At 58.5% G+C, this 22,663-nt stretch carries 22 protein-coding genes; 15 read left to right on the top strand and 7 right to left on the bottom strand.

Annotated elements, in window-relative coordinates; genetic code table 11:
• Positions 1-39: 39 nt before the first annotated feature.
• From surE to rlmD, 4 genes are read left to right on the top strand one after another with little or no spacing between them, the layout of a single operon-like run.
• Entirely contained in the window at positions 40-813 is a 774-nt protein-coding gene (gene surE / locus RF819_RS17205; protein ID WP_078366106.1) for a 5'/3'-nucleotidase SurE, read from the top strand.
• The gene (locus tag RF819_RS17200; protein WP_078366105.1) at positions 813-1,607 is read left to right on the top strand and encodes a protein-L-isoaspartate(D-aspartate) O-methyltransferase; all 795 of its coding nucleotides are present in this window, start codon (positions 813-815) and stop codon (positions 1,605-1,607) included. The genes surE and RF819_RS17200 overlap by 1 nt, the downstream gene beginning before the upstream one ends.
• Before the next feature lie 13 nt (positions 1,608-1,620).
• Positions 1,621-2,475, top strand: a complete 855-nt coding sequence (locus tag RF819_RS17195; RefSeq protein ID WP_143541746.1) for a peptidoglycan DD-metalloendopeptidase family protein — start codon at positions 1,621-1,623, stop codon at positions 2,473-2,475.
• Between the two features lie 56 nt (positions 2,476-2,531).
• Positions 2,532-3,971 carry a 23S rRNA (uracil(1939)-C(5))-methyltransferase RlmD gene (gene rlmD, locus RF819_RS17190; protein ID WP_078366104.1) on the top strand — a complete coding sequence of 480 codons (1,440 nt, stop codon included), beginning with the start codon at positions 2,532-2,534 and terminating at the stop codon, positions 3,969-3,971.
• A 43-nt stretch (positions 3,972-4,014) separates the two neighbouring features.
• Here the strand turns inward: rlmD and RF819_RS17185 are convergent, their stop codons facing one another.
• A complete protein-coding gene (locus tag RF819_RS17185; protein ID WP_078366103.1) occupies positions 4,015-4,365 on the bottom strand; it encodes a hypothetical protein in 351 nt (116 codons plus the stop codon).
• Between the two features lie 134 nt (positions 4,366-4,499).
• Positions 4,500-5,195 (bottom strand): Bax inhibitor-1/YccA family protein, encoded by a 696-nt coding sequence (locus RF819_RS17180; RefSeq protein ID WP_078366102.1) that lies wholly within the window; start codon positions 5,193-5,195, stop codon positions 4,500-4,502.
• A gap of 185 nt (positions 5,196-5,380) precedes the next feature.
• Between RF819_RS17180 and RF819_RS17175 the strand changes: the two genes are divergently transcribed.
• Positions 5,381-5,788, top strand: a complete 408-nt coding sequence (locus RF819_RS17175; RefSeq protein WP_078366101.1) for a GlcG/HbpS family heme-binding protein — start codon at positions 5,381-5,383, stop codon at positions 5,786-5,788.
• A 15-nt stretch (positions 5,789-5,803) separates the two neighbouring features.
• Here the strand turns inward: RF819_RS17175 and RF819_RS17170 are convergent, their stop codons facing one another.
• Both RF819_RS17170 and ppsR read right to left on the bottom strand, forming a co-directional pair.
• On the bottom strand, positions 5,804-6,145 hold the full coding sequence (locus RF819_RS17170) for an energy transducer TonB (RefSeq protein WP_242473379.1): 342 nt from the start codon (positions 6,143-6,145) through the stop codon (positions 5,804-5,806).
• Positions 6,146-6,547: 402 nt separating this feature from the next.
• Positions 6,548-7,369 carry a posphoenolpyruvate synthetase regulatory kinase/phosphorylase PpsR gene (gene ppsR, locus RF819_RS17165; RefSeq protein WP_078366099.1) on the bottom strand — a complete coding sequence of 274 codons (822 nt, stop codon included), beginning with the start codon at positions 7,367-7,369 and terminating at the stop codon, positions 6,548-6,550.
• A 223-nt stretch (positions 7,370-7,592) separates the two neighbouring features.
• Here ppsR and ppsA point away from each other — a divergent pair, with 223 nt between their 5' ends.
• The 7 genes from ppsA to dnaB all read left to right on the top strand — a co-directional run bounded on the left by ppsA (position 7,593) and on the right by dnaB (position 15,507).
• A complete protein-coding gene (gene ppsA / locus RF819_RS17160) occupies positions 7,593-9,986 on the top strand; it encodes a phosphoenolpyruvate synthase (RefSeq protein WP_078366098.1) in 2,394 nt (797 codons plus the stop codon).
• 48 nt (positions 9,987-10,034) lie between these two features.
• The gene (locus tag RF819_RS17155) at positions 10,035-12,338 is read left to right on the top strand and encodes a VC_2705 family sodium/solute symporter (RefSeq protein WP_078366097.1); all 2,304 of its coding nucleotides are present in this window, start codon (positions 10,035-10,037) and stop codon (positions 12,336-12,338) included.
• A gap of 116 nt (positions 12,339-12,454) precedes the next feature.
• Positions 12,455-12,820, top strand: coding sequence for a 30S ribosomal protein S6 (rpsF, locus tag RF819_RS17150; RefSeq protein WP_078366096.1), 366 nt, complete (start codon positions 12,455-12,457; stop codon positions 12,818-12,820).
• A 22-nt stretch (positions 12,821-12,842) separates the two neighbouring features.
• Entirely contained in the window at positions 12,843-13,139 is a 297-nt protein-coding gene (priB, locus tag RF819_RS17145) for a primosomal replication protein N (protein ID WP_078366095.1), read from the top strand.
• Between the two features lie 29 nt (positions 13,140-13,168).
• Positions 13,169-13,453, top strand: coding sequence for a 30S ribosomal protein S18 (gene rpsR / locus RF819_RS17140; RefSeq protein WP_011464487.1), 285 nt, complete (start codon positions 13,169-13,171; stop codon positions 13,451-13,453).
• A gap of 12 nt (positions 13,454-13,465) precedes the next feature.
• A complete protein-coding gene (rplI, locus tag RF819_RS17135) occupies positions 13,466-13,918 on the top strand; it encodes a 50S ribosomal protein L9 (RefSeq protein WP_078366094.1) in 453 nt (150 codons plus the stop codon).
• Positions 13,919-14,097: 179 nt separating this feature from the next.
• Positions 14,098-15,507 carry a replicative DNA helicase gene (dnaB, locus tag RF819_RS17130; RefSeq protein WP_078366093.1) on the top strand — a complete coding sequence of 470 codons (1,410 nt, stop codon included), beginning with the start codon at positions 14,098-14,100 and terminating at the stop codon, positions 15,505-15,507.
• A 98-nt stretch (positions 15,508-15,605) separates the two neighbouring features.
• On the opposite strand, the gene RF819_RS17125 is transcribed toward dnaB, so the two are convergent.
• From RF819_RS17125 to RF819_RS17115, 3 genes are all read right to left on the bottom strand, one after another.
• Positions 15,606-17,294 (bottom strand): PhoH family protein, encoded by a 1,689-nt coding sequence (locus tag RF819_RS17125; protein WP_078366092.1) that lies wholly within the window; start codon positions 17,292-17,294, stop codon positions 15,606-15,608.
• Between the two features lie 192 nt (positions 17,295-17,486).
• On the bottom strand, positions 17,487-17,972 hold the full coding sequence (locus RF819_RS17120) for a peroxiredoxin (RefSeq protein ID WP_078366091.1): 486 nt from the start codon (positions 17,970-17,972) through the stop codon (positions 17,487-17,489).
• Positions 17,973-18,073: 101 nt separating this feature from the next.
• Positions 18,074-18,442: an Mth938-like domain-containing protein gene (locus tag RF819_RS17115; protein WP_078366090.1), complete on the bottom strand. Its 369-nt coding sequence runs from the start codon at positions 18,440-18,442 to the stop codon at positions 18,074-18,076.
• A gap of 129 nt (positions 18,443-18,571) precedes the next feature.
• On the opposite strand from RF819_RS17115, the gene RF819_RS17110 reads away from it, so the two are divergent.
• The 3 genes from RF819_RS17110 (at position 18,572) to thrC (ending at position 22,653) form a co-directional block, all read left to right on the top strand.
• Positions 18,572-19,798 (top strand): pyridoxal phosphate-dependent aminotransferase, encoded by a 1,227-nt coding sequence (locus RF819_RS17110; RefSeq protein ID WP_078366089.1) that lies wholly within the window; start codon positions 18,572-18,574, stop codon positions 19,796-19,798.
• A 78-nt stretch (positions 19,799-19,876) separates the two neighbouring features.
• The gene (locus RF819_RS17105) at positions 19,877-21,226 is read left to right on the top strand and encodes a homoserine dehydrogenase (RefSeq protein WP_078366088.1); all 1,350 of its coding nucleotides are present in this window, start codon (positions 19,877-19,879) and stop codon (positions 21,224-21,226) included.
• Positions 21,226-22,653 (top strand): threonine synthase, encoded by a 1,428-nt coding sequence (gene thrC / locus RF819_RS17100; protein WP_078366087.1) that lies wholly within the window; start codon positions 21,226-21,228, stop codon positions 22,651-22,653. Before RF819_RS17105 ends, thrC begins: the two co-directional genes overlap by 1 nt.
• The last annotated feature ends 10 nt before the right edge of the window (positions 22,654-22,663 follow it).

Genomic DNA, 22,663 nt, shown 5'->3' with positions numbered 1-22,663 from the left:
GGGCGCCACTTACAATGGTTTCAGACACAAGGTGGACGCATGAAAATTCTGATATCAAACGACGATGGCTTTCAGGCACCGGGCATCGTGGCCTTGTACGAGGCCCTCAAAGACGTGGCCGAGGTCGAGGTGGTGGCACCGGAACACAACAACAGCGCCAAGTCCAATGCGCTGACGCTGCATTCACCCTTGTACGTTCACCGGGCGGCCAACGGGTTCCGATATGTCAATGGCACACCGGCCGACTGCCTGCACATCGCGCTGACGGGGTTGCTGGACTACCGGCCGGACCTGGTGGTGTCGGGCATCAACAACGGCGCCAACATGGGTGACGACACCATTTACTCGGGCACCGTGGGAGCGGCGATGGAGGGTTACCTGTTTGGCATTCCCTCGATCGCCTTTTCCCAGGTCCAGCGTGACTGGTTGCACCTGGACGCTGCAGCGCGCAAGGCACGTGACCTGGTGTTACAGATGTCGCAGCAGAATCTGCTGGGCAGCAGCGCCTGGCTGCTCAATGTCAACATCCCCAACTTGCCCGAAGATCAGTTGGGCCATGTCAAGTTGTGCCGTCTGGGGCGGCGTCATGCGGCTGAGCCGGTCATCACCCAACTCAGTCCACGCAATGAAACCATGTACTGGATTGGTGCCGCTGGCGCGGCCAAAGACGATGCCGATGGCACCGACTTCCACGCCACCGCACAGGGCCATATCGCGATCACCCCCCTCAAGATCGACCTGACCGACCACGACAGCCTGGGCTACTGGGCGCAGACTGCCGCGCGCCTGGCTGCGGGCATGGGGCCGGGTTGATGACGAGCCATCGTCAGGCGGGCGTCAAAGCCCGCCCAGGTTTTCCGGCGCGTCTGGGGCCAATCCAGACCGCAGTACCACCGCCACCAGCTGTAAGCCGGTTGGCCAGCCACCGTCCCGCACCTGCGCCGACCGGTTTGGGCATGGATTCAAGTGCGGTGCGTTTGAGCATGGTCAACAAACTGGCGCAACAAGGCATCTCGGACAAGCGTGTGCTGGCCGCTTTGGGGCAGGTGGAGCGGCACCGCTTTGTCGACTCCGCACTGGTCAACCAGGCGTATGAAGACACCAGCCTGCCGATTGGGCTGGGCCAGACCATTTCTAAGCCGGGCGTGGTGTCGCGCATGTTGGAGCTGTTGCTGCAGGGCCAGACTTCTCGCCTGGGGCGGGTGCTGGAGATTGGTACCGGCTGCGGTTACCAGGCCGCTTTGCTAAGCCATGTGTGCAGCGAGGTGTATTCGATCGAGCGGCTGCGCGGTTTGCATGACAAAGCACGCGACAACCTGCGGCCTTTCCGTCTGGCCAATGTGCATTTGTTATTTGGTGACGGCATGCTGGGGTATGCCAAGGGCGCTCCGTACGCAGGCATCATTGCCGCCGCAGGAGGGGAAGCCTTGCCAACTTGCTGGCTGGACCAGTTGGCGGTGGGCGGGCGTTTGGTGGCGCCAGTGGCGGCCGGAGCGCAGAGCCCCGGGCGCCAGGCTTTGGTGGTGGTTGACAAGACGCCACAAGGATTACGCCAGACCGTGATGGAGGCGGTTCATTTCGTCCCTTTAAAATCGGGTATTGCATGACAGGATGTTTATGATGCGTGAGTTTCGACGAATTGGTTGGGGGATGGGTCTGGCGTTGTTGACGCTGGTGCTGGTGGGTTGTGGTTCAAAGACCCTCAACCGCGCACCAGTGGAGGACCGACCGCTCAGGCAGGGCGCACCCACTGCGCCGACTCCGACCGTGATCGCTCCGGTCAATCAGCCACCAGGTTTTGAGAATGCGGGTAAACCGGGCTACTACACCGTCAAACCCGGTGACACCTTGCTGAGAATCTCCCTGGAACATGGCCAGAGCATGCAGGAGGTGGTGCGTTGGAACCAGCTTGAGAACCCCAACCGCATCGAGGTGGGCCAGGTGCTGCGTGTGGTGCCGCCGGTCAGCAGCGAAGTGGTGGTTAAACCTGTTACCAAACCACAGGTGGTTGCTACACCCGCGTCGGCACCCCAGGCTGCGGCCTCTGAATCCGCAACTCCGGCATCGGCGCCAGCCAGTGCCGCGAGCAAGCCAGTCCTGGCAGAAGACGACATCAACTGGATCTGGCCCGCCAACGGCACGATTCTGGCCGGGTTTGACGATGTCAAGAACAAGGGTGTGGACATTGGTGGCAAGGCTGGAGAACCCGTCTTGGCTGCCGCCGATGGTCGGGTGGTGTACGTGGGCGCTGGCCTGCGTGGTTATGGCAACCTGATCATCCTCAAACACAACAACGTCTATCTGACCGCTTACGCCCACAACCAGACCTTGCTGGTCAAGGAAGACCAGTCGGTGCTCAAGGGGCAGAAGATTGCCGAGATGGGCAGCAGTGACGCCGACCGTGTCAAGCTGCACTTTGAGGTGCGCCGCCAAGGCAAGCCGGTTGACCCCACCAAATACCTGCCAGCCCGTTAAGTGGTGTCCCGGTTCGGCCGGGCTTGACGTTGCACGTCATTTTTTGCCTCGATTCCATGACAGATACAAAAGAAACAACCGCTGTGGCGGCATATCCTGACCATTGGCTGCAGGTCGAATCCCTCGACCTGGACGCCCAAGGCGTGGCCCACAAGGCCGATGGCAAGGTGGTTTTTATTGAAGGTGCCCTGCCTTTTGAGTGGGTCAGCGCCAACATCAACCGCCACAAGAACAACTGGGAGCAGGGCACGCTGACCCAGATCCATCGCGCCTCGTCCCAGCGTGTGCAGCCCGGTTGCCCGCACTTTGGTTTGCATGCGGGCGCCTGTGGTGGCTGCAAGATGCAGCATTTGCACAGCGCCGCACAGGTGGCGGTCAAACAACGTGCCCTGGAAGACAACTTGTGGCACCTGGGCAAGGTCAAGCCCGAGCAGATGCTGCGGCCGATTGAGGGGCCAACTTGGGGTTACCGTTATCGGGCACGTCTGTCGGTGCGTTTTGTCCGCAAAAAGGGCACGGTGTTGATTGGTTTTCATGAACGCAAGAGCCGCTATGTCGCCGACATGAAGGTCTGCCCGGTGTTGCCACCGCAAGTCAGTGCGATGCTGATGCCGCTGCGCGACCTGATTGGCTCACTCGACGCGGTGGAAACCTGCCCCCAGATCGAGCTGGCGTGTGGCGACAAGGTGATTGCTCTGGTGCTGCGGCATCTGGAGCCCCTCAGCCAGGCAGATTTGCAGCGCTTGCGTGTTTTTGCGGCAGCCAACCCGCCGGTCCAGTGGTGGCTGCAATCCAAGGGCCCGGAGACAGTATGTCTGCTCGACGAAGGGGGCGAGGCGCTGTCTTACGCGCTGCCTGAGTTTGGCATCACCATGCCGTTTAAACCGACGGATTTCACCCAAGTCAACCCGCAGATCAACCGGGTGCTGGTGTCACGGGCCTTGCGTTTGCTCGATGCACAAAAAGATGAGCGCGTGATTGACTGGTTTTGTGGCCTGGGCAACTTCACCTTGCCCATCGCCACCCAAGCGGCGGAGGTCTTGGGCATTGAGGGCAGCGAGGTGCTGGTGGCACGCGCGCGCCAGAATTATGAGGAAAATCGTGCTCAAGCCCTTATCAATAAAGGGCTGTGCACTACTTCTTTTGTAGCTCGTAACCTGTTTGAGATCACCCCGGAGATGCTGGTGAAGGACGGTGTGGCGGACAAGTGGCTGGTGGATCCACCGCGTGAAGGTGCGTTTGCGCTGGCGCTGGCCTTGGCCGAACTGCATCGGCAACGCCTGGGTACCTCCGAATTGCCACCGACCCCGGGTGCTCAGGGCTGGACGCCACCCAAACGCATTGTGTATGTGAGTTGTAATCCGTCGACCCTGGCGCGGGATGCGGGTCTGCTGGTGCATCAGGCGGGTTACCGCTGCACGGCTGCTGGTGTGGTCAACATGTTCCCGCACACAGCGCATGTGGAGAGCATGGCTGTTTTTGATCTGGCGGTGTAACTGAGGCGGTGTCTTCTTGAACCCGTGCTGACCGACGTTGCGGTCAGTGGGCTCCGGCTTTGGTTTTGGTCTTGGCCTTGGGTTCTTCGATGATTTCTTCAGCAGGGGGCGCAGGTGTGGCAGCCGGCGCCACAATCTCGGCGCGCTGACCTTCCAGCTTGTTTTCCCGCATATAGGCGTCCATTTCCAGCCAGCCTGCGTAAATCGCTGCTTTGTTGATGCCCTTGTTCAGGGCATAACAGTCTTCGATACTGCGCAGGCCATTGCGGCAAGCGGCACCAACGGCTTTGGCTTCTGCCTCTTTTTGGGCAATTCTGGGGTCAGGCCCCAAGCCCAGCAGGTCGCAGCCCGCCAGCAGCAAGGCCACACAAAGGATCAGCAAGCGTCTGGACATAGAGGGTAAAGCGCAAAAAGGGAATGAATCGGCAAAGGGGGATTTTGATTCAACCACGACGCCCCATCCACAAAACAAGAAAAAAGGCCCGGATGGGCCTTTTGTTCTGACGCTTGGGGCGTGCGGGGAGCAGATCAGTCGCGTTCGCCACCCATGATGCCCAGCAGGGCCAGCAGGCTCTGGAACACGTTGATGATGTCCAGGTAGAGCGCCAAGGTGGCGCTGATGTAGTTGGTTTCGCCGCCGTCGATGATGCGCTTGAGGTCGTACAGCATATAGGCGCTGAACACACCAATTGCCATCACCGAGATCGCCATCATGCCAGCGGTGGAGCCCACAAACACGTTGATGATGCCACCCACCATGATGGCCAGGGCTCCCACAAACAGCCACTTGCCCATGCCAGAGAGGTCACGTTTGATCACGCTGGAGAGGCTGGCCATGGCAAAAAACACACCGGCCGTGCCACCAAAGGCGGTCATCACCAGCTCTGGGCCGTTTTTGAAGCCTAGCACCATGGCAATCATGCGCGACAACATCAGGCCCATGAAAAAGGTGAAACCCAGCAGCACTGGCACACCAGCGGCGGAATTCTTGGTTTTCTCAATGGCGAAGATGAAGCCAAAAGCCCCGCCCAGGAACAGGATCAATCCCAGACCACCACCCAAAGATTGGGTGATGCCTGTGGCGACACCTAACCAGGCACCCAAAACGGTCGGCACCAGGCTGAGTGCCAGCAACCAATAGGTGTTGCGCAAGACGCGGTTGCGTTGTTGTGCACCAGCGTTCAAGCCGTAGCTGCGGTCAATCGATTGAATGTGATCGGTCATACCAATACTCCTTTTCTGCCGGAAAACATGAAGACGCGCAGAGTTTAAGCGTGGGCAGGCACTCTTTCCAAAAAAAGCGGATGCAAGCTCCTACTTTTCGTGAGGCTACTTGTGACCTGAACAGAGGCACAGCGCTGCTTGAACACCGTTATGCTTGATGTTTTAGCTCATGAAGAGTCCTGTTGATGAAAACCAAAATGTTTCTTGAATTGTCCGATGTCAAACAAATCGCAGCGGCTGCTGAAGCCGAGGCGCTGCGCAACCAGTGGGCGGTGTCCATTGCCATCGTGGACGATGGTGGCCACTTGTTGTGGCTGCAGCGCCTGGATGGTGCAGCTGCCCTGACCGCCCACATCGCGCCAGCCAAGGCCCATACTGCCGCCTTGGGCCGGCGTGAGAGCAAGGCCTATGAAGACATCGTGAATGGTGGACGCACCGCCTTTTTGAGTGTGCCTGCGGTAGACGGTTTGTTGGAAGGTGCGGTGCCGATCCTGAAGGATGGGTTGTGCCTGGGGGCGGTGGGCGTCAGCGGTGTCAAGTCCAGTGAAGATGCGCAAATCGCGCGCGCAGGTATTGCCGCATTGGCCCTTTGATCTACATGGTGGTGATCAGTTGGGCAGCCTGAAGCTGATCGGCACATCAAACCACATGTCCTGTGCATGCCCATCAACTTTGCCGGGCACATAACGCCAGGCCAGAACGGCTCTCAAGGCCGACTGGTCCAAGCGTTCAAATCCGCTGGATTTGACAACTTCACCCCGCAACGCTCGGCCATTCCTGCCAATCAACACCCGCACCATGACCTTGCCGCTTTCTCGTAGTCTGAGGCTCAGCGCGGGATAGGGCGGCTGCGGGTTGTTCAGGTAATCTGCCTGGCTGGATGGCAAGTGCACCTCGCTTGAAGATGTATTTCTGCCGCCAACCGTCGCTTCGGGCGTCGAGGCCGTCATGGGGGCGGCGCCGTCGGCTTTAGCCGGTGACCCATGCTCTGCATTGGCTCCGGTCGGCAAGGGGATGGGTGCGTTGCTGTCTGGCTTTGGCGTAGGTTGTACTGCCTGCACCACAGGGGTTGTCCGGTTGCTCACGGGCTTGGTGGCTGGCAGGCGCTTGTCGACAGAGGCCTGGGACATTGGTGCTGGCGGTTTCTCTGCGGGAGAGGGTACCAGGATCTGTCGGGTCTGAACAGGTGGTGGTGCCCTGTCTGGTTGCTCCGGTGAGCCCAGTTCCGACCAGCCGATCAAAACCAGGTGGCCACACAACACCCCACAGCTGAGAAAAAAGAGCTTCAATCTGATGCGAGGGTCTTGGGTGTGGCGGGCGCAAGCCCGTGGTCAGGGCAAACTGCAGTCTGGTCAGTAAGTCAATCGCTCCGGGCGCAGCTCTTGCAAAATGGTGGTGGAGATTTCTTCGATTGATTTGGTGGTGGTGGACAACCACCGAATGCCGGACCGACGCATCATGGCTTCCGCTTCCTTGACCTCATGGCGGCAGTTGGCCAGAGAGGCGTATTTGGAGTTGGGTCGGCGCTCGTTGCGGATCTCACTGAGCCGTTCGGGCTGAATGGTCAGACCAAACAACTTCTTGCGCTGGGCTTTGAGCACGGCGGGCAGGTCTTGGCGCTCAAAATCCTCCGGAATCAGAGGGTAGTTGGAGGCCTTCAGTCCATATTGCATGGCCAGGTACAGCGAGGTTGGGGTTTTTCCGCTTCGGCTGACGCCAATCAGAATCACGTCGGAGCCTTCCAGGTCGCGGTTGGATTGGCCATCATCGTGCTCCAGTGAAAAGTTGATGGCTTCGATGCGGGACTGGTACTCCTCGCTTTTGCTCGAGTCACTGAATCGACCAATACGGTGGTTGGATTTGAGGCCCAGTTCTTCTTCCAATGGGTGGACAAAGGTGCCGAACATGTCCATCAGCATGCCGCTGCAGTTGTCGGAGATGACCCGCAGCACCTCGGTGTTGGCCAGCGTCAGAAAAACGATAGGGCGCTTGTTGTCAATCATGGCCGCATGGTTGATCTGCCTGACGACCGTGTGTGCCTTGTCCACACTGTCAGTGAACGGCAACCTGACCCGGTGCAGATTCGCCTCAAATTGATTCAGGATGGCATTGCCAAAGGTTTCGGCGGTGATGCCGGTGCCATCAGAGACAAAAAAAACAGTGCGGTTTGGCATGTGCAGGCTGGCTCAGGTTGGGTGACTTGCGCAATCTGTCAATTTCAGTCTCTTCAGCGGGCTGACTCGGCGTCGCGCAAGCCTACAATTCTTATTATCGGATCGATTTGCCGCGCAGCGTCCCACCGAGAACACCACAACAGACGGAAATGGGCTGCGCGTTGACCACTGTTGCGCAAAACACGGCGGTCATGACCAGTTTTTTAACTTCTGGAGTTTTATCATGACCGCGCTTTTTGCACCGACCGATCTGGTCGTCCCCTTTGAGAACTTGAGAATGACCGACGTGGATTCGGTCGGCGGCAAAAATGCCAGCTTAGGGGAGATGATTTCCAATTTGCCCACAGGTGTCAAAGTACCCACCGGCTTTGCCACCACGGCACATGCCTTCCGGGAGTTCCTGGCCCATGGCAATCTGAGCCAAAAAATCAATGACCGTTTGGCGGGCTTGGATACCGATGATGTCAATGCCTTGGCCGTGGCTGGAGCTGAAATTCGTGCCATGGTGGAAAACCAGCCTTTCCCGGCAGATTTCGAGCGTGATATCCGTGCGGCTTTTTCGGCGTTATGTGGTGACAACCCCTCTGCATCGTTTGCGGTGCGCTCGTCGGCCACTGCCGAAGATTTGCCCGATGCCTCTTTTGCAGGCCAGCAGGAAACATTCCTCAATGTCACCGGCATTGACGAGGTACTGCACAAGATGCGCGAGGTGTTCGCCTCGCTGTACAACGACCGTGCCATCAGTTACCGGGTTCACAAAGGTTTTGCCCATGAACATGTGGCGCTCAGTGCGGGTGTTCAGCGTATGGTGCGTTCTGACTTGGGGGCTGCCGGTGTGATGTTTACCCTGGACACCGAGTCCGGGTTTGAAGATGTGGTGTTCATCACCTCAAGTTATGGTCTGGGTGAGACGGTGGTGCAGGGTGCGGTGAACCCCGACGAGTTTTATGTCCACAAACCGATGCTCAAGGCGGGAAAGCTCGCGCTGATTCGGCGCAATCTGGGTTCCAAACTGATCCAGATGCAGTTTTCAACACCCGAAGAAAAAGCCGCCACGGGCAAACTGGTGAAAACCACGGATGTCCCGACCGAGCTGCGCAACCGCTACTCACTCACCGATGCCGAGGTCCAGAAGTTGGCCAGCTACGCCTTGGTCATTGAGGCCCACTATGGCCGGCCGATGGACATTGAGTGGGGCAAGGATGGGCTTGATGGTGAGCTGTACATCTTGCAAGCGCGTCCGGAAACCGTCAAAAGCCAGGCGCTGGGTAAGGTGGAGCACCGCTACAAGCTCAAAGGCAAAGGCGCTGTGTTGGCCGAGGGGCGTGCGATTGGCCAAAAAATCGGCACTGGCCCGGTCAAGGTGGTCTACAACATCAGCGAAATGGACCGTGTGCAGCCCGGTGATGTGCTGGTGACTGACATGACCGACCCCAACTGGGAACCGGTGATGAAACGCGCCTCGGCGATTGTGACCAACCGCGGCGGGCGCACCTGCCATGCCGCCATCATCGCGCGTGAGTTGGGGATTCCCGCGGTGGTGGGCTGTGGCCATGCCGACCAGGTGCTCAAGGACGGCATGTTGGTTACCGTGAGTTGCGCCGAGGGGGACACCGGGTTCATCTATGACGGCCTGTTGGAAACCGAGGTCACAGAAGTTCAGCGTGGCGCGATGCCCGAGATCCCTGTCAAGATCATGATGAATGTGGGCAATCCACAGCTTGCATTTGATTTTTGCCAGTTGCCCAATGCCGGTGTGGGTCTGGCACGACTCGAGTTCATCATCAATAACAACATTGGTGTGCACCCGAAAGCCATTCTGGACTATCCCAATATCGACGCCGATCTCAAAAAGGCGGTGGAGTCTGTTGCGCGTGGCCATGCTTCGCCGCGGGCCTTTTACGTGGATCGGGTGGCAGAAGGTGTGGCCACCATTGCTGCAGCCTTCTGGCCCAAGCCGGTCATCGTGCGGCTCTCTGATTTCAAGAGCAACGAGTACCGCAAGCTGATTGGTGGCAGCCGCTACGAACCCGAAGAAGAAAACCCGATGCTGGGTTTCCGTGGTGCCGCGCGTTATGTCAGTGCTGACTTCGGTGAGGCCTTCGCGATGGAGTGTGAGGCACTCAAACGTGTGCGCGAAACCATGGGGCTGGTCAACGTGCAGGTGATGGTGCCGTTTGTCCGAACCCTGGGCCAAGCCAAGAAGGTGACTGAGTTGCTGGCCGAGCATGGGCTCAAACGTGGCGAGTTGGATCTCAAGCTGATCATGATGTGTGAGATTCCCAGCAATGCCATCCTGGCCAATGAGTTTTTGCAGTACTTTGATGGCTTCTCGATCGGTTCCAATGATCTAACCCAGTTGACCTTGGGTCTGGACCGAGATTCCGGCCTGGAGTTGTTGGCCAAGGATTTTGATGAACGTGATCCGGCGGTCACGGCCTTGATCAGTCAGGCGATTGCTGCTTGCCGCGCCCAGGGCAAGTACATCGGGATCTGTGGCCAGGGCCCCAGCGATCACCCTGACTTTGCCGTGTGGTTGATGCAGCAAGGTATTTCCTCGATTTCGCTGAACCCGGACACCGTGGTTGCCACCTGGCAAAGCCTGGCCAGTCAATAGCAAACACCTAGAGAACTTGGCACCACCGGGTGCCATCATCTCCAGCAGATGAGACCAGAGCTGCCCCTGCCTGAAAGCCAACCCATAGCCAGCTTCACACGCTTGCAGGCTTGGCTTTTGCTAGTTTGGTTTCTGGGTTCATTTGGCATCGTCTTTTTTGCCCACGATCTTCAATACGCGCTGGTTGGCTGGCCGATTTCGTATTGGTTTGCCGCGCAGGGCAGTTTGTTGATTTTTATCCTGATCGTGGCCGTTTATGCGCGTCTGGCCAACCGTGCAGATGGCGCTCAAGTGTTTGTTGACCCGGACTTCGGCAAGTACACCCGGCGCATCCACAAGCGGTTTTTGTTTTATGTGCTCATGTTCCTGTTTTTTGTGTTGGCCCTCGGACTGGCTGAGCGCATCGGACTCAAACGGATCTGGGTTGGCGCCATTTTTTTGTTTGCCACGGTTTTTTTGTATGCCCTGATCGGCATCTACGACCGCACCTCCAGGGCTTCTGAGTACTACGTGGCTGGGCGTCGCATCCCGGCCATGTACAACGGCATGGCAGTTGCCGCAGACTGGATGAGTGCGGCTTCCTTCATCAGCATGGCGGGTGGTTTGTATTTGCAAGGTTTTTCCGGCTCCGGTTCTCAGCCTGGTGGCTTGGTGTATGTGCTGGGCTGGACCGGCGGGTTTTGCCTGGTCGCGTTATTGGTGGCACCTCATTTGCGCAAGATGAACCTCTACACGGTGCCCGATTTTTTTGGCCGCCGGTTTGGTGGGCGCTGGCCCCGCATCATTGCGGCCTGGTCTGCTGTGTTGTGCTCGTTTACCTACGTGGTGGCGCAAATTTATGGGGTGGGCTTGATCACCTCGCGCTTGACCGGGGTGCAGTTCGAGATCGGCATTTTGCTGGGTTTAGGGGGTGTGTTGGTCTGCTCGTTCCTGGGAGGCATGCGTGCGGTGACCTGGACCCAGGTGACCCAGTATGTGGTGCTGATCCTGGCTTTTTTGATCCCGGTCTCCTGGCTGGCTTACAAACAGCTTGGCAACCCTATGGCGCCGGTTGTTTATGGTCAGCAACTGCCCAAAATTGCCGAGTTGGAGCAACGTTTGATGGCGTCCCCGGCCGAGCAGGAGGTGGTCAATGAATACGCACGACGAGCAAGAGACTTTGCCCTCAAGCTCAATAACCTGCCGCAGTCACTGGAAGCTGAAAAGAAGTGGCATCGAGACAAGATTCAAAGCCTGACTCTGGCACATGCAGACGAGGCCCAGATCGTGGCCGCCAGGCGGGCGCTGGCCGCACTGCCGCGTGATGAAACCAGCGCTCGCGACAAATGGACCCGGGCCATGTACGACAACCTGGAGCGCGCCAAGCCCTTGGCAGGCATGTCAGAGCAGACGCATCCGTTTGCCGGTGATCCCCATGGCACACCCGATGAACAAGAGCGGTTTCACAGCTCTCGGCTGAATTTTTTGGCGCTGATGTTTTGTCTGATGGTCGGCACCGCCGGCCTTCCGCATCTGCTGACACGGTTCTACACCACCCAGTCGGTGGTTGAAACCAGAAATTCGGCCACCTGGTCCTTGGTGTTTATTGCACTCTTGTACTTGGCTGCGCCAGCCTTGGCGGTGTTGGTCAAGTTTGAGATCATGGGCCATCTGGTCGGGCAACGCTTTGATGATTTGCCGTCCTGGATTTCCCAGTGGGCCAGACTGGACCCGTCGCTGATATCCGTCAGTGACATCAACGGTGATCAGATTCTGCAGTTTGCCGAACTCAGGCTGGGGCCAGACATCGTGATGTTGGCCACCCCCGAAATCGGTGGTTTGCCGTATGTCATCTCGGGTCTGGTTGCGGCGGGTGGCCTGGCCGCCGCACTTTCTACCGCAGACGGTTTGTTGCTCACCATTGGCAACGCGCTGGCCCATGACTTGTTTTACCGTGGCAACAGTGAGACTTCGGGGGCGGTCAGTCGGGTCATGTTGTCCAAGTTTTCGCTGTTGCTGATGGCTTTGTTGGCGGCCTATGTGGCGGCCCAAAAACCTGCAGACATCTTGATCCTGGTGTCGGCATCGTTCTCGCTGGCGGGTGCTGCTTTTGTGCCGGTGATGATTCTGGGTATCTTCTGGACTGGTGTCACCCGCTGGGCGGCTGTCAGCGGCATGCTCAGCGGCTTGGGGGTGACGGTGTATTACATGCTCATCAATGCGCCGGGGGTACGTGCCTACTGGGGCTGGCAGGGGTCGGGCCTCTGGTTTGGCATCGAGCCCATTTCTGCCGGTGTGTTTGGGATCACTGCGGGGGTGGTTATGACGCTGCTGGTGAGTGTGTTGACACGCTCCGTGAAATCGGCTCACTAAGCCAGGCAGCCAAGCCCAAACAAAAAGCTATAATCTTTGGCTTACCTTGCCACACCCCAATCAGACGCTGGGGGTGGCTTTTCGCCTCATTCGAGGTACTTCCACAAGGAGTCTCAATGCGTCATTATGAAATCATCCTCATGATCCACCCGGATCAGAGCGAACAAGTTCCCGCCATGCTGGAACGCTACAAGGGCATGATCACCGCTGGTGGTGGCAAAGTGCACCGTGTCGAAGACTGGGGTCGTCGCCAGTTGGTCTACATGATCAACAAGCTGGCCAAGGCGCACTACCTGTGTGTCAACATCGAAGCCGACCAGGCTGTCATGGCTGAACTCGAGCATGCGTTCAAGTTCAATGACGCCGTGTTGCGTCACCTGACCGTGTTGAAGAAAAAGGCCGAAACCGGCCCCTCTTCCATGATGAAGACGGTCGAGCGCGAAGACGCCCGCAAGACACAGCAAGCCGAATACCAGGCTTGAGGCCTTTGTTAACCAGCTTGCAGTGAGCCTTGCCAACCACCTTCACCTGACAGCCAGCGTTCTTGAAATCGAGGTTTTGAGGTACACGCCGTCCGGAATTCCTGCCATCAACTGTCGTCTTGAGCATGCATCAGAGATGGTTGAGGCGGGTCAGTTAAGGCAAGTCAAGGCAGTCATGAAGTCGGTGGCTTTTGGTGCAGTTGCAGAACAACTGGCCCGACAAGACATCGGTAGCAGCTGGAATTTCAAGGGTTTTGTGGCGACGCCGCGTGGTGCAAAACACGTTGTGTTCCACATCCAAGAATTTGCTCAAGAGTAACGCATTTCAAAATATTTAAGGAGTCCATCATGGCCGGACCAAAACGTTTCAACAACAAAGACAAGCGCCCAAAGCGCCCCGCGCAAAACCTGCTGTTCAAGCGCAAGCGCTTTTGCCGCTTCACCGTGACCGGTGTTGAAGAGATCGACTACAAAGACATCGACACACTGCGTGATTTCATTGCTGAAAACGGCAAGATCATCCCCGCACGCCTGACCGGCACCCGTGCCATTTTCCAGCGCCAGCTCAACACCGCCATCAAGCGCGCCCGCTTTCTGGCCATGTTGCCTTACAGCGATCAGCACAAGATCTAAGGACTACCTACCATGCAAATCATTCTGCTCGACAAGGTGGTGAACCTTGGCAATCTCGGTGAAATCGTTAAAGTCAAAGACGGTTACGCCCGCAACTTTCTGATTCCGTCTGGCCGCGCCCGTCGCGCCACCGAAACCGCCAAGAAAGAATTTGAAGTCCGCCGCGCTGAGCTTGAAAAAGCTGCAGCTGCCAAGCTGGCTGAGGCACAAGCTTTGGGTGAAAAGCTGGCAGGCACCACCTGCAAGCTGACCCAAAAGGCCGGTGTGGATGGCCGTTTGTTCGGTTCGGTGACCAATGCTGACATCGCTGAAGAGCTGACCAAGTCCGGTTTTGCCGTGACCAAGGCTCAGATCCGTATGCCGCTGGGTCACATCAAAGTGGTTGGCGACAACACCGTGGGTGTGGCCTTGCACACCGACGTGGTGGTTGACATCACGGTGTCGGTGTACGGCGAAACCGCCTAAGCCGCAGACGCTGCTTTCACAAGCCGCCCGGGCGCAAGCCTTGGCGGCTTTTGTATTGGTGCTGGCCACGTCCCCGCATTTGCACAGCTTGTGCACAGTTTGTACAGACATCGTCCCCAGCTTCTCACTCGACACCTGAGTCGGTACACCTTAGCATCCAAGCTCCAAAGGAATCACCCATGTCTGCTGTTGTTTCTGCTTTTCACGATGACCTGACGCCTGACCGTCAGGTGGCGCAGCTGCGTATCCCGCCACACTCCATCGAGGCAGAGTCCAGCGTGTTGGGTGGGCTGTTGCTGGATAACGCTGCTTGGGACCGGGTGAGTGATGTGCTCACCGAGCAAGATTTCTACCGCTATGAACACCGTGCGGTGTTTGCGGCCATGGCGGTGCTGATCAATGCTTCGAAACCGGCTGACGTGATCACCGTGTACGAGCAGTTGCAGAGTGCGGGCAAGGCCGAGGAGGTGGGTGGCCTGACCTACCTGAACGCGCTGGCGCAGTACGTGCCCAGCGCCGGCAACATCCGCCGTTACGCCGAGATCGTGCGTGACCGCTCGATTCTGCGCAAGCTGGTGTCCACCAGCGAGGAAATCTCTGCCAACGCCTTCAACCCCAAGGGGCGGCCGGTGGCCTCCATCCTGGATGAGGCCGAGCAGAAGATTTTCAACATTGGCGAGGAGGGCTCGCGCACCAAGCAGGGTTTTCAGAGCATGGACACGCTGGTGGTCGATTTGCTCGATCGCGTGCAGGAAATGGCCGACAACCCGAACGACGTCACCGGTGTGCCAACGGGTTTTTACGACCTAGATCGCATGACTGCGGGTTTGCAGGCGGGTGACCTGGTGGTGTTGGCGGCGCGTCCGTCGATGGGGAAGACGGCGTTTGCCATCAACATTGCCGAGCATGTGGCGATGAACGAAGGCCTGCCGGTGGCGGTTTTCTCGATGGAAATGGGTGCGGCCCAGCTGGCGGTGCGTATTGTGGGCTCCATCGGCCGCATCGACCAGGGCCACCTGCGTACCGGCAAACTCAGCGATGAGGAATGGCCGCGCCTGACCGAAGCCATTGAGAAGCTGCGCACCATTTCTCTGCACATCGATGAAACCGCTGGCCTGACATCGAGCGAGTTGCGCGCCAACGCGCGTCGACTGGCGCGCCAGTGTGGCCAGCTCGGCCTGATCGTGGTCGACTACTTGCAGCTGATGAGCGGCTCCAACGGCAGCGACGGCGAAAACCGGGCCACCGAGCTGGGTGAAATCTCGCGGGGTTTAAAGATGTTGGCCAAGGAGCTCAAATGTCCTTTGATTGCCCTGTCGCAGCTCAACCGAAGTGTGGAGCAACGCCCCGACAAACGCCCGATGATGAGTGACTTGCGCGAATCCGGGGCTATTGAACAGGATGCCGACATCATCATGTTCATCTATCGCGACGAGTACTACACCAAGGATGCCTGCAAGGAGCCGGGCGTGGCTGAGGTGATCATTGCCAAACAGCGTAACGGCCCGACCGGCACCGTCAAACTGGCTTTCCTGAACCGGATCACCAAGTTTGAGTCCTTGGCCAGCGGCGGCACTGGCGACTTCTAGGCCAGCCGAAACGGGCCCAAGCAGGCCCGTTCATCATCAGATTGATAGATGAAAATAGCCTCTAGCCCTTATGTTGCAAGGGCTAGTAGCTATTTAAATCAAAGCACTTCGCTGGCAAAGTCGGCCAGCCGCGAGCGTTCACCACGGGCCAAAGTGATGTGGCCGCCATGTGCCCAGCCTTTGAACTTGTCCACCGCATAGGTCAGACCTGAGGAGCCTTCGGTCAGGTACGGGGTGTCGATCTGAGCGATGTTGCCCATACAAATGATCTTGGTGCCTGGGCCAGCACGGGTGATCAAGGTCTTCATCTGTTTGGGCGTCAGATTCTGCGCCTCGTCGATGATCACGTATTTGTTCAGGAAGGTGCGCCCGCGCATGAAGTTCATGCTCTTGACCTTGATGCGGCTGCGGATCAGCTCGTTGGTGGCGGCGCGGCCCCATTCACCGGCGGCGGTGTCGGTTTTGCCCAACACTTCCAGGTTGTCGTCGAGCGCCCCCATCCACGGGCCCATTTTTTCCTCTTCGGTGCCGGGCAGGAAGCCGATGTCTTCGCCGACGCTGACGGTGGCACGCGTCACGATGATCTCGGTGTAGCGCCGCTCATCGAGCACCTGGGTCAGACCCGAGGCCAGCGCCATCAGCGTTTTGCCGGTGCCGGCGGTACCGGTCAGTGTGACAAAGTCGACTTCGGGGTCCATCAGCAGGTTCATCGCGAAGTTCTGCTCGCGGTTGCGGGTGGTGATGCCCCAGACCGCATTTTTCAGGTGGGTGAAATCGCGCAGGGTTTTGAACACCGCCACTTTGCCCCGAATCTCGGTCACCTTGGCGTACAGGCTGGGTTCACCGGGTGATTCAAAGTAGACAAACTGGTTGACCAGCAGCTGCGGCACCACTGGGCCACTGATCCGGTAGAAGGTGTGGGCACCCTGTTGCCAGCTCTCCACCGATTTGCCGTGGGTGGTCCAGAAGTCAGAGGGCAGGGCATAAGCGCCCGAGTACAGCAGGTCGCCGTCCTCCAGGGTTTTGTCGTTCTGGTAGTCGTCGGTGGACAGGCCCAGCGCACGGGCTTTGACGCGCATGTTGATGTCCTTGGACACCAGCACAACCTCACGCGGTGCGTGTTGTTTGCGCAGCGCTTCCACCACACCCAGAATCTGGTTGTCGGCCTTGCCCTGGGGCAGGCTCAGCGGCAGGTCGTAGTTGAGCAGCTGGGTCTGGAAGAACAGGCGGCCACGCGCTTCGGTGTGGCCGGTGGCGTCCAGCGGCAGGCCGCTGGTGATGTCGCCACCCTGGTGTTCGGCCAGTGCATCCAGCGAACGGCTGGTCTGGCGGCCGTTGCGCGCCACCTCGGTCATGCCCTTTTTGTGGGCGTCCAACTCTTCAAGCACGATCATCGGCAAAAAGATGTCGTGCTCTTCAAAACGGAACAGGCAGCTTGGATCGTGCAACAACACATTGGTGTCGAGCACAAACAGGCGGGTGGGTCCCTCAAAACGCTTGGATTTGGCGCGAGGACGTTCCGCCGGTTTGGGAGCGGCAGGGCGCACAACTTCGGGTGTGGCCATGGGGCGTTCTGCCTGGATCGGCTGCGCTGCTTTGCTGGTCCGGCTGCGGCTGCTTGGTGTGGCGGTGGTCGGTTTGCTGCTCAGGACTTCGGCCGCCTTGACCGGTTCTGGCACTTCTGCGCTGACCGTGGCTTTTTGCTTCGGGCGCGTCTTGGCGGGTGTTTCATACTCTTGTTGTGACAGCAAGGCGGCGCGTTTGGTAGGAGCAGAGGGCAAGGGCATGAAAACTCTCGAAGTGATGAGGTATGGGAGCTAAAAGCAAAACAGCCGCCATGTCACCAGGGCGGCTGTTTCAAAGCGAGTTGGCGTGACTGTCAACAACATGCAAATCATTATGCACGAGCTGTCTGACAACGACGCCGGACGGGATGTTTTGGCAGGTCCTGTCTCCAGGGTTTGGCAAAACCGGTGGTATCAGGCCGCGATGGCGGTCTTTTTGAGGTTCTTGACCGCTTCCAGCACCTCGTCCACATGGCCGGGTACTTTCAGGCCACGCCATTCTTCCTTGAGGGTGCCGTCGGCACCGATCAGGAAGGTGCTGCGTTCGATGCCCTTGACCTTCTTGCCGTACATGATCTTGTTTTTGACCACACCAAACATGTGGCACATCTTTTCTTCGGTGTCGGCGATCAGCTCAAACGGCAGCTCGAGCTTCTGCTTGAAATCGTCGTGTGACTTCATGTTGTCGCGCGAGACACCAAACACCGTGGCCCCTGCTTTGACAAAGTCTTTGTATTTGTCGCGAAACTGCATGGCCTCGGTGGTACATCCAGGGGTGTTGTCTTTGGGGTAAAAGTACAAAACGACGATGTGGCCGAGGTGGGACGTGTTGGTGACCCGGATACCGCCTGTGGCATTGGACTCGAATTCGGGGATGGGTTTATTGACAACAATCGCCATGGTTCTTCAATCTCGTGTGACAGGATGCGTCAGTCTCTCAAGTCGCGGACACTATCCTTTTTTTATAGCGCTGCTGCGCCCTCGACTGCCAACTGCGGATTTTAACGCATTAGCAGTGCAACCGCGACATATCGCCCCTCGGCGGCCAAGATGTTGTAGGTGCGACAAGCCGCCTGGGTGTCCATGGTTTCCAGGCCAATTTGCCGCTGGATCAGGGCTTGGGTCAGGCTCGGGTGGACAAAACGCAGGCGTTCACCGCTGCCAAAAATCACCAGCTCGGGCTGCCATTGCGCCATTTGCTCAAATACCTCGGTCGTGATGTCTTCAAAGCGGTTGCAGGGCCAGTCCAAACGTTTGCCGCGTGAGTCCAGGATGATGCTGTGTGTGATTTTTTCGCCGCCGACCTGTACCCAGTCAGGGCCGTAGGCGTTGATGGACTGGAAATGTGGCTTGTCGGGATGTATTTTCATGGGTCTTTCGGGGTGTCAGGCCGTCTGGGGCGCGCTGGGTTACCGGTGCTGGGGCCTGCGCCGTGGAAGCGCAAAGACTTGTGGTCAAATTATAGGTTTCGCCCACGTGCAGCCACTCCCGGAGGGACTTTGAAAACCATACGCAAATCAGCCAAACTGGCCAATGTGCTTTACGACATCCGCGGCCCGATCATGGACGCGGCGCGCCAGATGGAAGATGAAGGCCAGAAGATCATCAAGCTCAACCTGGGCAACTTGGCGGTGTTTGGTTTTGATGCGCCTGAAGAGATCCAGCAGGACATGATCCGCAACCTGCCCAATTCGGCGGGTTATTCGGACAGCAAGGGCATTTTTGCGGCACGTAAGGCGGTCATGCACGAAACCCAGAAGCAGGGCATTGTGGGTGTGACGCTCGACGACATCTACCTGGGCAATGGCGCCAGCGAACTCATCACCATGGCCACCAACGCGCTGCTGGACAACGGCGACGAGTTGTTGCTGCCGATGCCCGACTACCCGCTGTGGACCGCCTCCACCAGCCTGTCGGGTGGCACCCCGGTGCATTACCTGTGTGACGAAGCCAATGGCTGGATGCCGGACCTGGACGATATCCGCGCCAAGATCACACCGCGCACCAAAGGCATTGTGGTGATCAACCCGAACAATCCGACTGGGGTGTTGTACAGCGATGAACTGCTCCAGGGCATTGTGACCATCGCCCGTGAACACGGCTTGGTGATTCTGGCTGACGAGGTGTATGACAAGGTGCTTTACGACGGTGTCAAACACACGGCATTGGCTTCGTTGTCGACCGACGTGCTGACGCTGACCTTCAACTCGCTCTCTAAGAGTTACCGCTCCTGCGGTTACCGCGCTGGCTGGATGGTGGTCTCGGGCAACAAGAAGGCCGCCGGTGACTACATCGAGGGTTTGACCATGCTCTCGAACATGAAGCTGTGCTCCAACGTCCCCGGCCAATGGGCGATCCAGACCGCGCTGGGCGGTTACCAGAGCATCAACGACCTGGTGTGTGAGGGTGGCCGCCTGCGCCGCCAGCGCGACCTGGCCTATGAGCTGATCACCGCCATCCCCGGCGTGAGCTGTGTCAAGCCTGAGGCTGCGCTCTACATGTTCCCCAAGCTGGACCCGACGCTGTACCCGATCACCGACGACCGCCAGTTTTTCCTGGAGTTGCTGCGCGAAACCCGGGTGATGCTGGTGCAGGGCACCGGCTTCAACTGGCAGCAGCCGGACCATTTCCGCATTGTGTTTTTGCCCCATGAGGAAGACTTGCGTGTGGCGATTGGTCGCATTGCCAAGTTTCTGGAAGGCTACCGCAAGCGTCACAGCAACTGACGTACTCTGTTTTTAAGAGCTACTCGCGCTTATTAAATAAGGGCTAGAGGCCAATTTAACCTGTAACTTTTGAAAATTATGAAACCTATTCAAGTTGGTCTGCTCGGTATCGGTGTTGTGGGCTCTGGTACGTTCAATGTGCTGCGGCGCAACCAGGAGGAAATCCAGCGCCGCGCCGGTCGGGGTATCGAGATCACGATGGTGGCCGACCTGAACGTGGCGCGTGCCCAGGAGCTGGTCGGCCCCGGTGTGACCGTGGTCAGCGACGCCCGCGCGGTGATTGCCAACCCTGACATCGACATCGTCATCGAACTCATCGGTGGCTATGGCATTGCCAAAACCCTGGTTTTAGAGGCCATTGCGGCTGGCAAACATGTGGTGACCGCCAACAAGGCTTTGCTGGCAGTGCATGGCACCGAAATTTTTGCGGCTGCGTCTGCCAAAGGTGTGATGGTGGCGTTTGAGGCGGCCGTGGCCGGTGGCATCCCGATCATCAAGGCGCTGCGCGAGGGCCTCACAGCCAACCGCATCCAATGGGTGGCTGGCATCATCAACGGCACCACCAACTTCATCCTGAGCGAGATGCGCGACAAAGGCCTGGACTTTGCTGTGGCACTCAAAGAAGCCCAGGCACTGGGTTACGCCGAGGCCGACCCAACCTTTGACATCGAAGGTGTGGACGCCGCCCACAAGGCCACGCTGATGGCCTCCATTGCCTTTGGTGTGCCGGTGCAATTTGACAAGGCCTATGTGGAAGGCATCACACAACTGGGCGCTGCCGACATCAAATACGCCGAGCAACTGGGCTACCGCATCAAGCTGCTGGGCATCACCAAGCGCCGCCAGGGCGACGTGAGCAAACGCCAAGCCGATGGCATTGAGCTGCGCGTGCACCCCTGCCTGGTGCCTGCCAAACGCCTGATTGCCAATGTCGAAGGTGCCATGAACGCGGTGGTGGTCAACGGTGATGCGGTGGGCAACACGCTCTACTACGGCAAGGGCGCCGGTAGTGAGCCTACCGCCAGCGCAGTGATTGCCGACCTGGTCGACATCACCCGCCTGCACACGGCGGATGCGGCGCAACGCGTGCCCCATCTCGCGTTCCAGCCCAACGCCATGAGCGATCTGGTGGTGTTGCCCATGAGTGAGGTGGTCACCAGCTACTACCTGCGCCTGCGGGTGGCCGACGAGACTGGCGTGTTGACCAAGGTCACCGGCATCCTGGCCGAGGCCGGTATCAGCATCGACGCGGTGTTACAACGCGAAGCCGATGAAGTCTGTGGCGAGTCCCAAGTGCCGCAAACCGATGTGATCATCCTGACCCACGACTGTGTCGAGGCTTGCATGAACGCCGCCATCGCCCAGATGCAGGCCCTGCCAACCGTCTTGGGGCCCATCACCCGCATCCGCAAGGAGGAACTGGCCTGATGAACTACCTCTCCACCCGCGGCGACCACAGCCCCAAGCGTTTTTGTGACATCCTGCTCGAAGGCCTGGCGCCTGATGGTGGTCTGTACCTGCCAGAGTCTTATCCCCAGGTGGATGACGCCACCCTGAGCCGTTGGCGCACGGTTTACCACGTGCAGGGTTACGCCGAACTGGCGTTTGAGATCCTGTCGCTCTACATCGACGACATTCCGGCCGACGACCTGCGCGCCATCTGCGCCAAGACTTACACCGCCGAGGTGTTTGGCACCGGCGAGATCGTGCCGCTGCGCCATCTGGACAACGGCATCTGGCTCGAGGCCCTGTCCAACGGCCCGACGCTGGCGTTCAAGGACATGGCGATGCAGCTGCTGGGCAACCTGTTCGAGTACGAGCTGGCGCGCCGTGGTGAACAACTCAACATTCTGGGCGCCACCAGTGGCGACACCGGCAGCGCCGCTGAGTACGCGATGCGGGGCAAAAAAGGTGTGCGTGTGTTCATGACCAGCCCGGCCGGGCGCATGAGCCCGTTCCAGCAGGCGCAGATGTTCAGCCTGATGGATGAGAACATCATCAATATCGCCGTCGAAGGCGTGTTTGACGACTGCCAGGACATGGTCAAGGCGGTCAGCAATGACCTGGATTTCAAGCGCCGCTACAAGATTGGCACCGTCAACAGCATCAACTGGGCGCGGCTGTTGGCGCAAGTGGTTTACTACTTTGCCGGGTACTTCCAGGCCACCGAAACCAATGACCAGAAGGTCAGCTTCACCGTGCCCAGCGGCAACTTTGGCAACATCTGCGCTGGCCATGTGGCGCGCATGATGGGCTTGCCGATTGCCAAACTGGTGGCGGCCACCAACGAAAACGACGTGCTCGACGAGTTTTTCAAGACCGGTGTCTACCGCGTGCGCGCCAGCGCCGACACGCATGAGACCTCCAGCCCGTCGATGGACATCTCCAAAGCAAGCAACTTCGAGCGCTTCATTTTTGACCTGCTGGGTCGCGACGGCGCCCGGGTCAAGGCGCTGTTTGGTGACGCCCTGGCGCGCAGCGGCCAGTTTGACCTGAGCCAGCATCCGGCCTTCAACGACATCCGCCTGCGTTATGGTTTTGTCAGCGGCAAAAGCACCCACGCCAACCGCCTGGCCACCATCAAAGAGAGTTTTGAGCAACACGCCATGGTGATCGACCCGCATACCGCCGACGGTGTCAAGGTGGCGCGTGAGCAGTTGCAAGCCGATGTGCCGATGATTGTTCTGGAAACCGCCTTGCCGATCAAGTTTGCCGAGACCATTGTGGAGGCCACGGGCCGCGAGCCGGAGCGCCCCGCCAAGTTTGACTGCATTGAGGCTTTGCCCAAGCGGGTGATCACGATGGCTGCTGACGTGGCCGCCATCAAACAGCTGATCATCAGCCGGTGCGCCTGACGCCAGAGCC

It is taken from the genome of Rhodoferax fermentans, assembly GCF_002017865.1.
GTDB classification, from domain to species: Bacteria; Pseudomonadota; Gammaproteobacteria; order Burkholderiales; family Burkholderiaceae_C; genus Rhodoferax; species Rhodoferax fermentans.
This window is presented reverse-complemented; position numbering and strand designations above follow the sequence as displayed.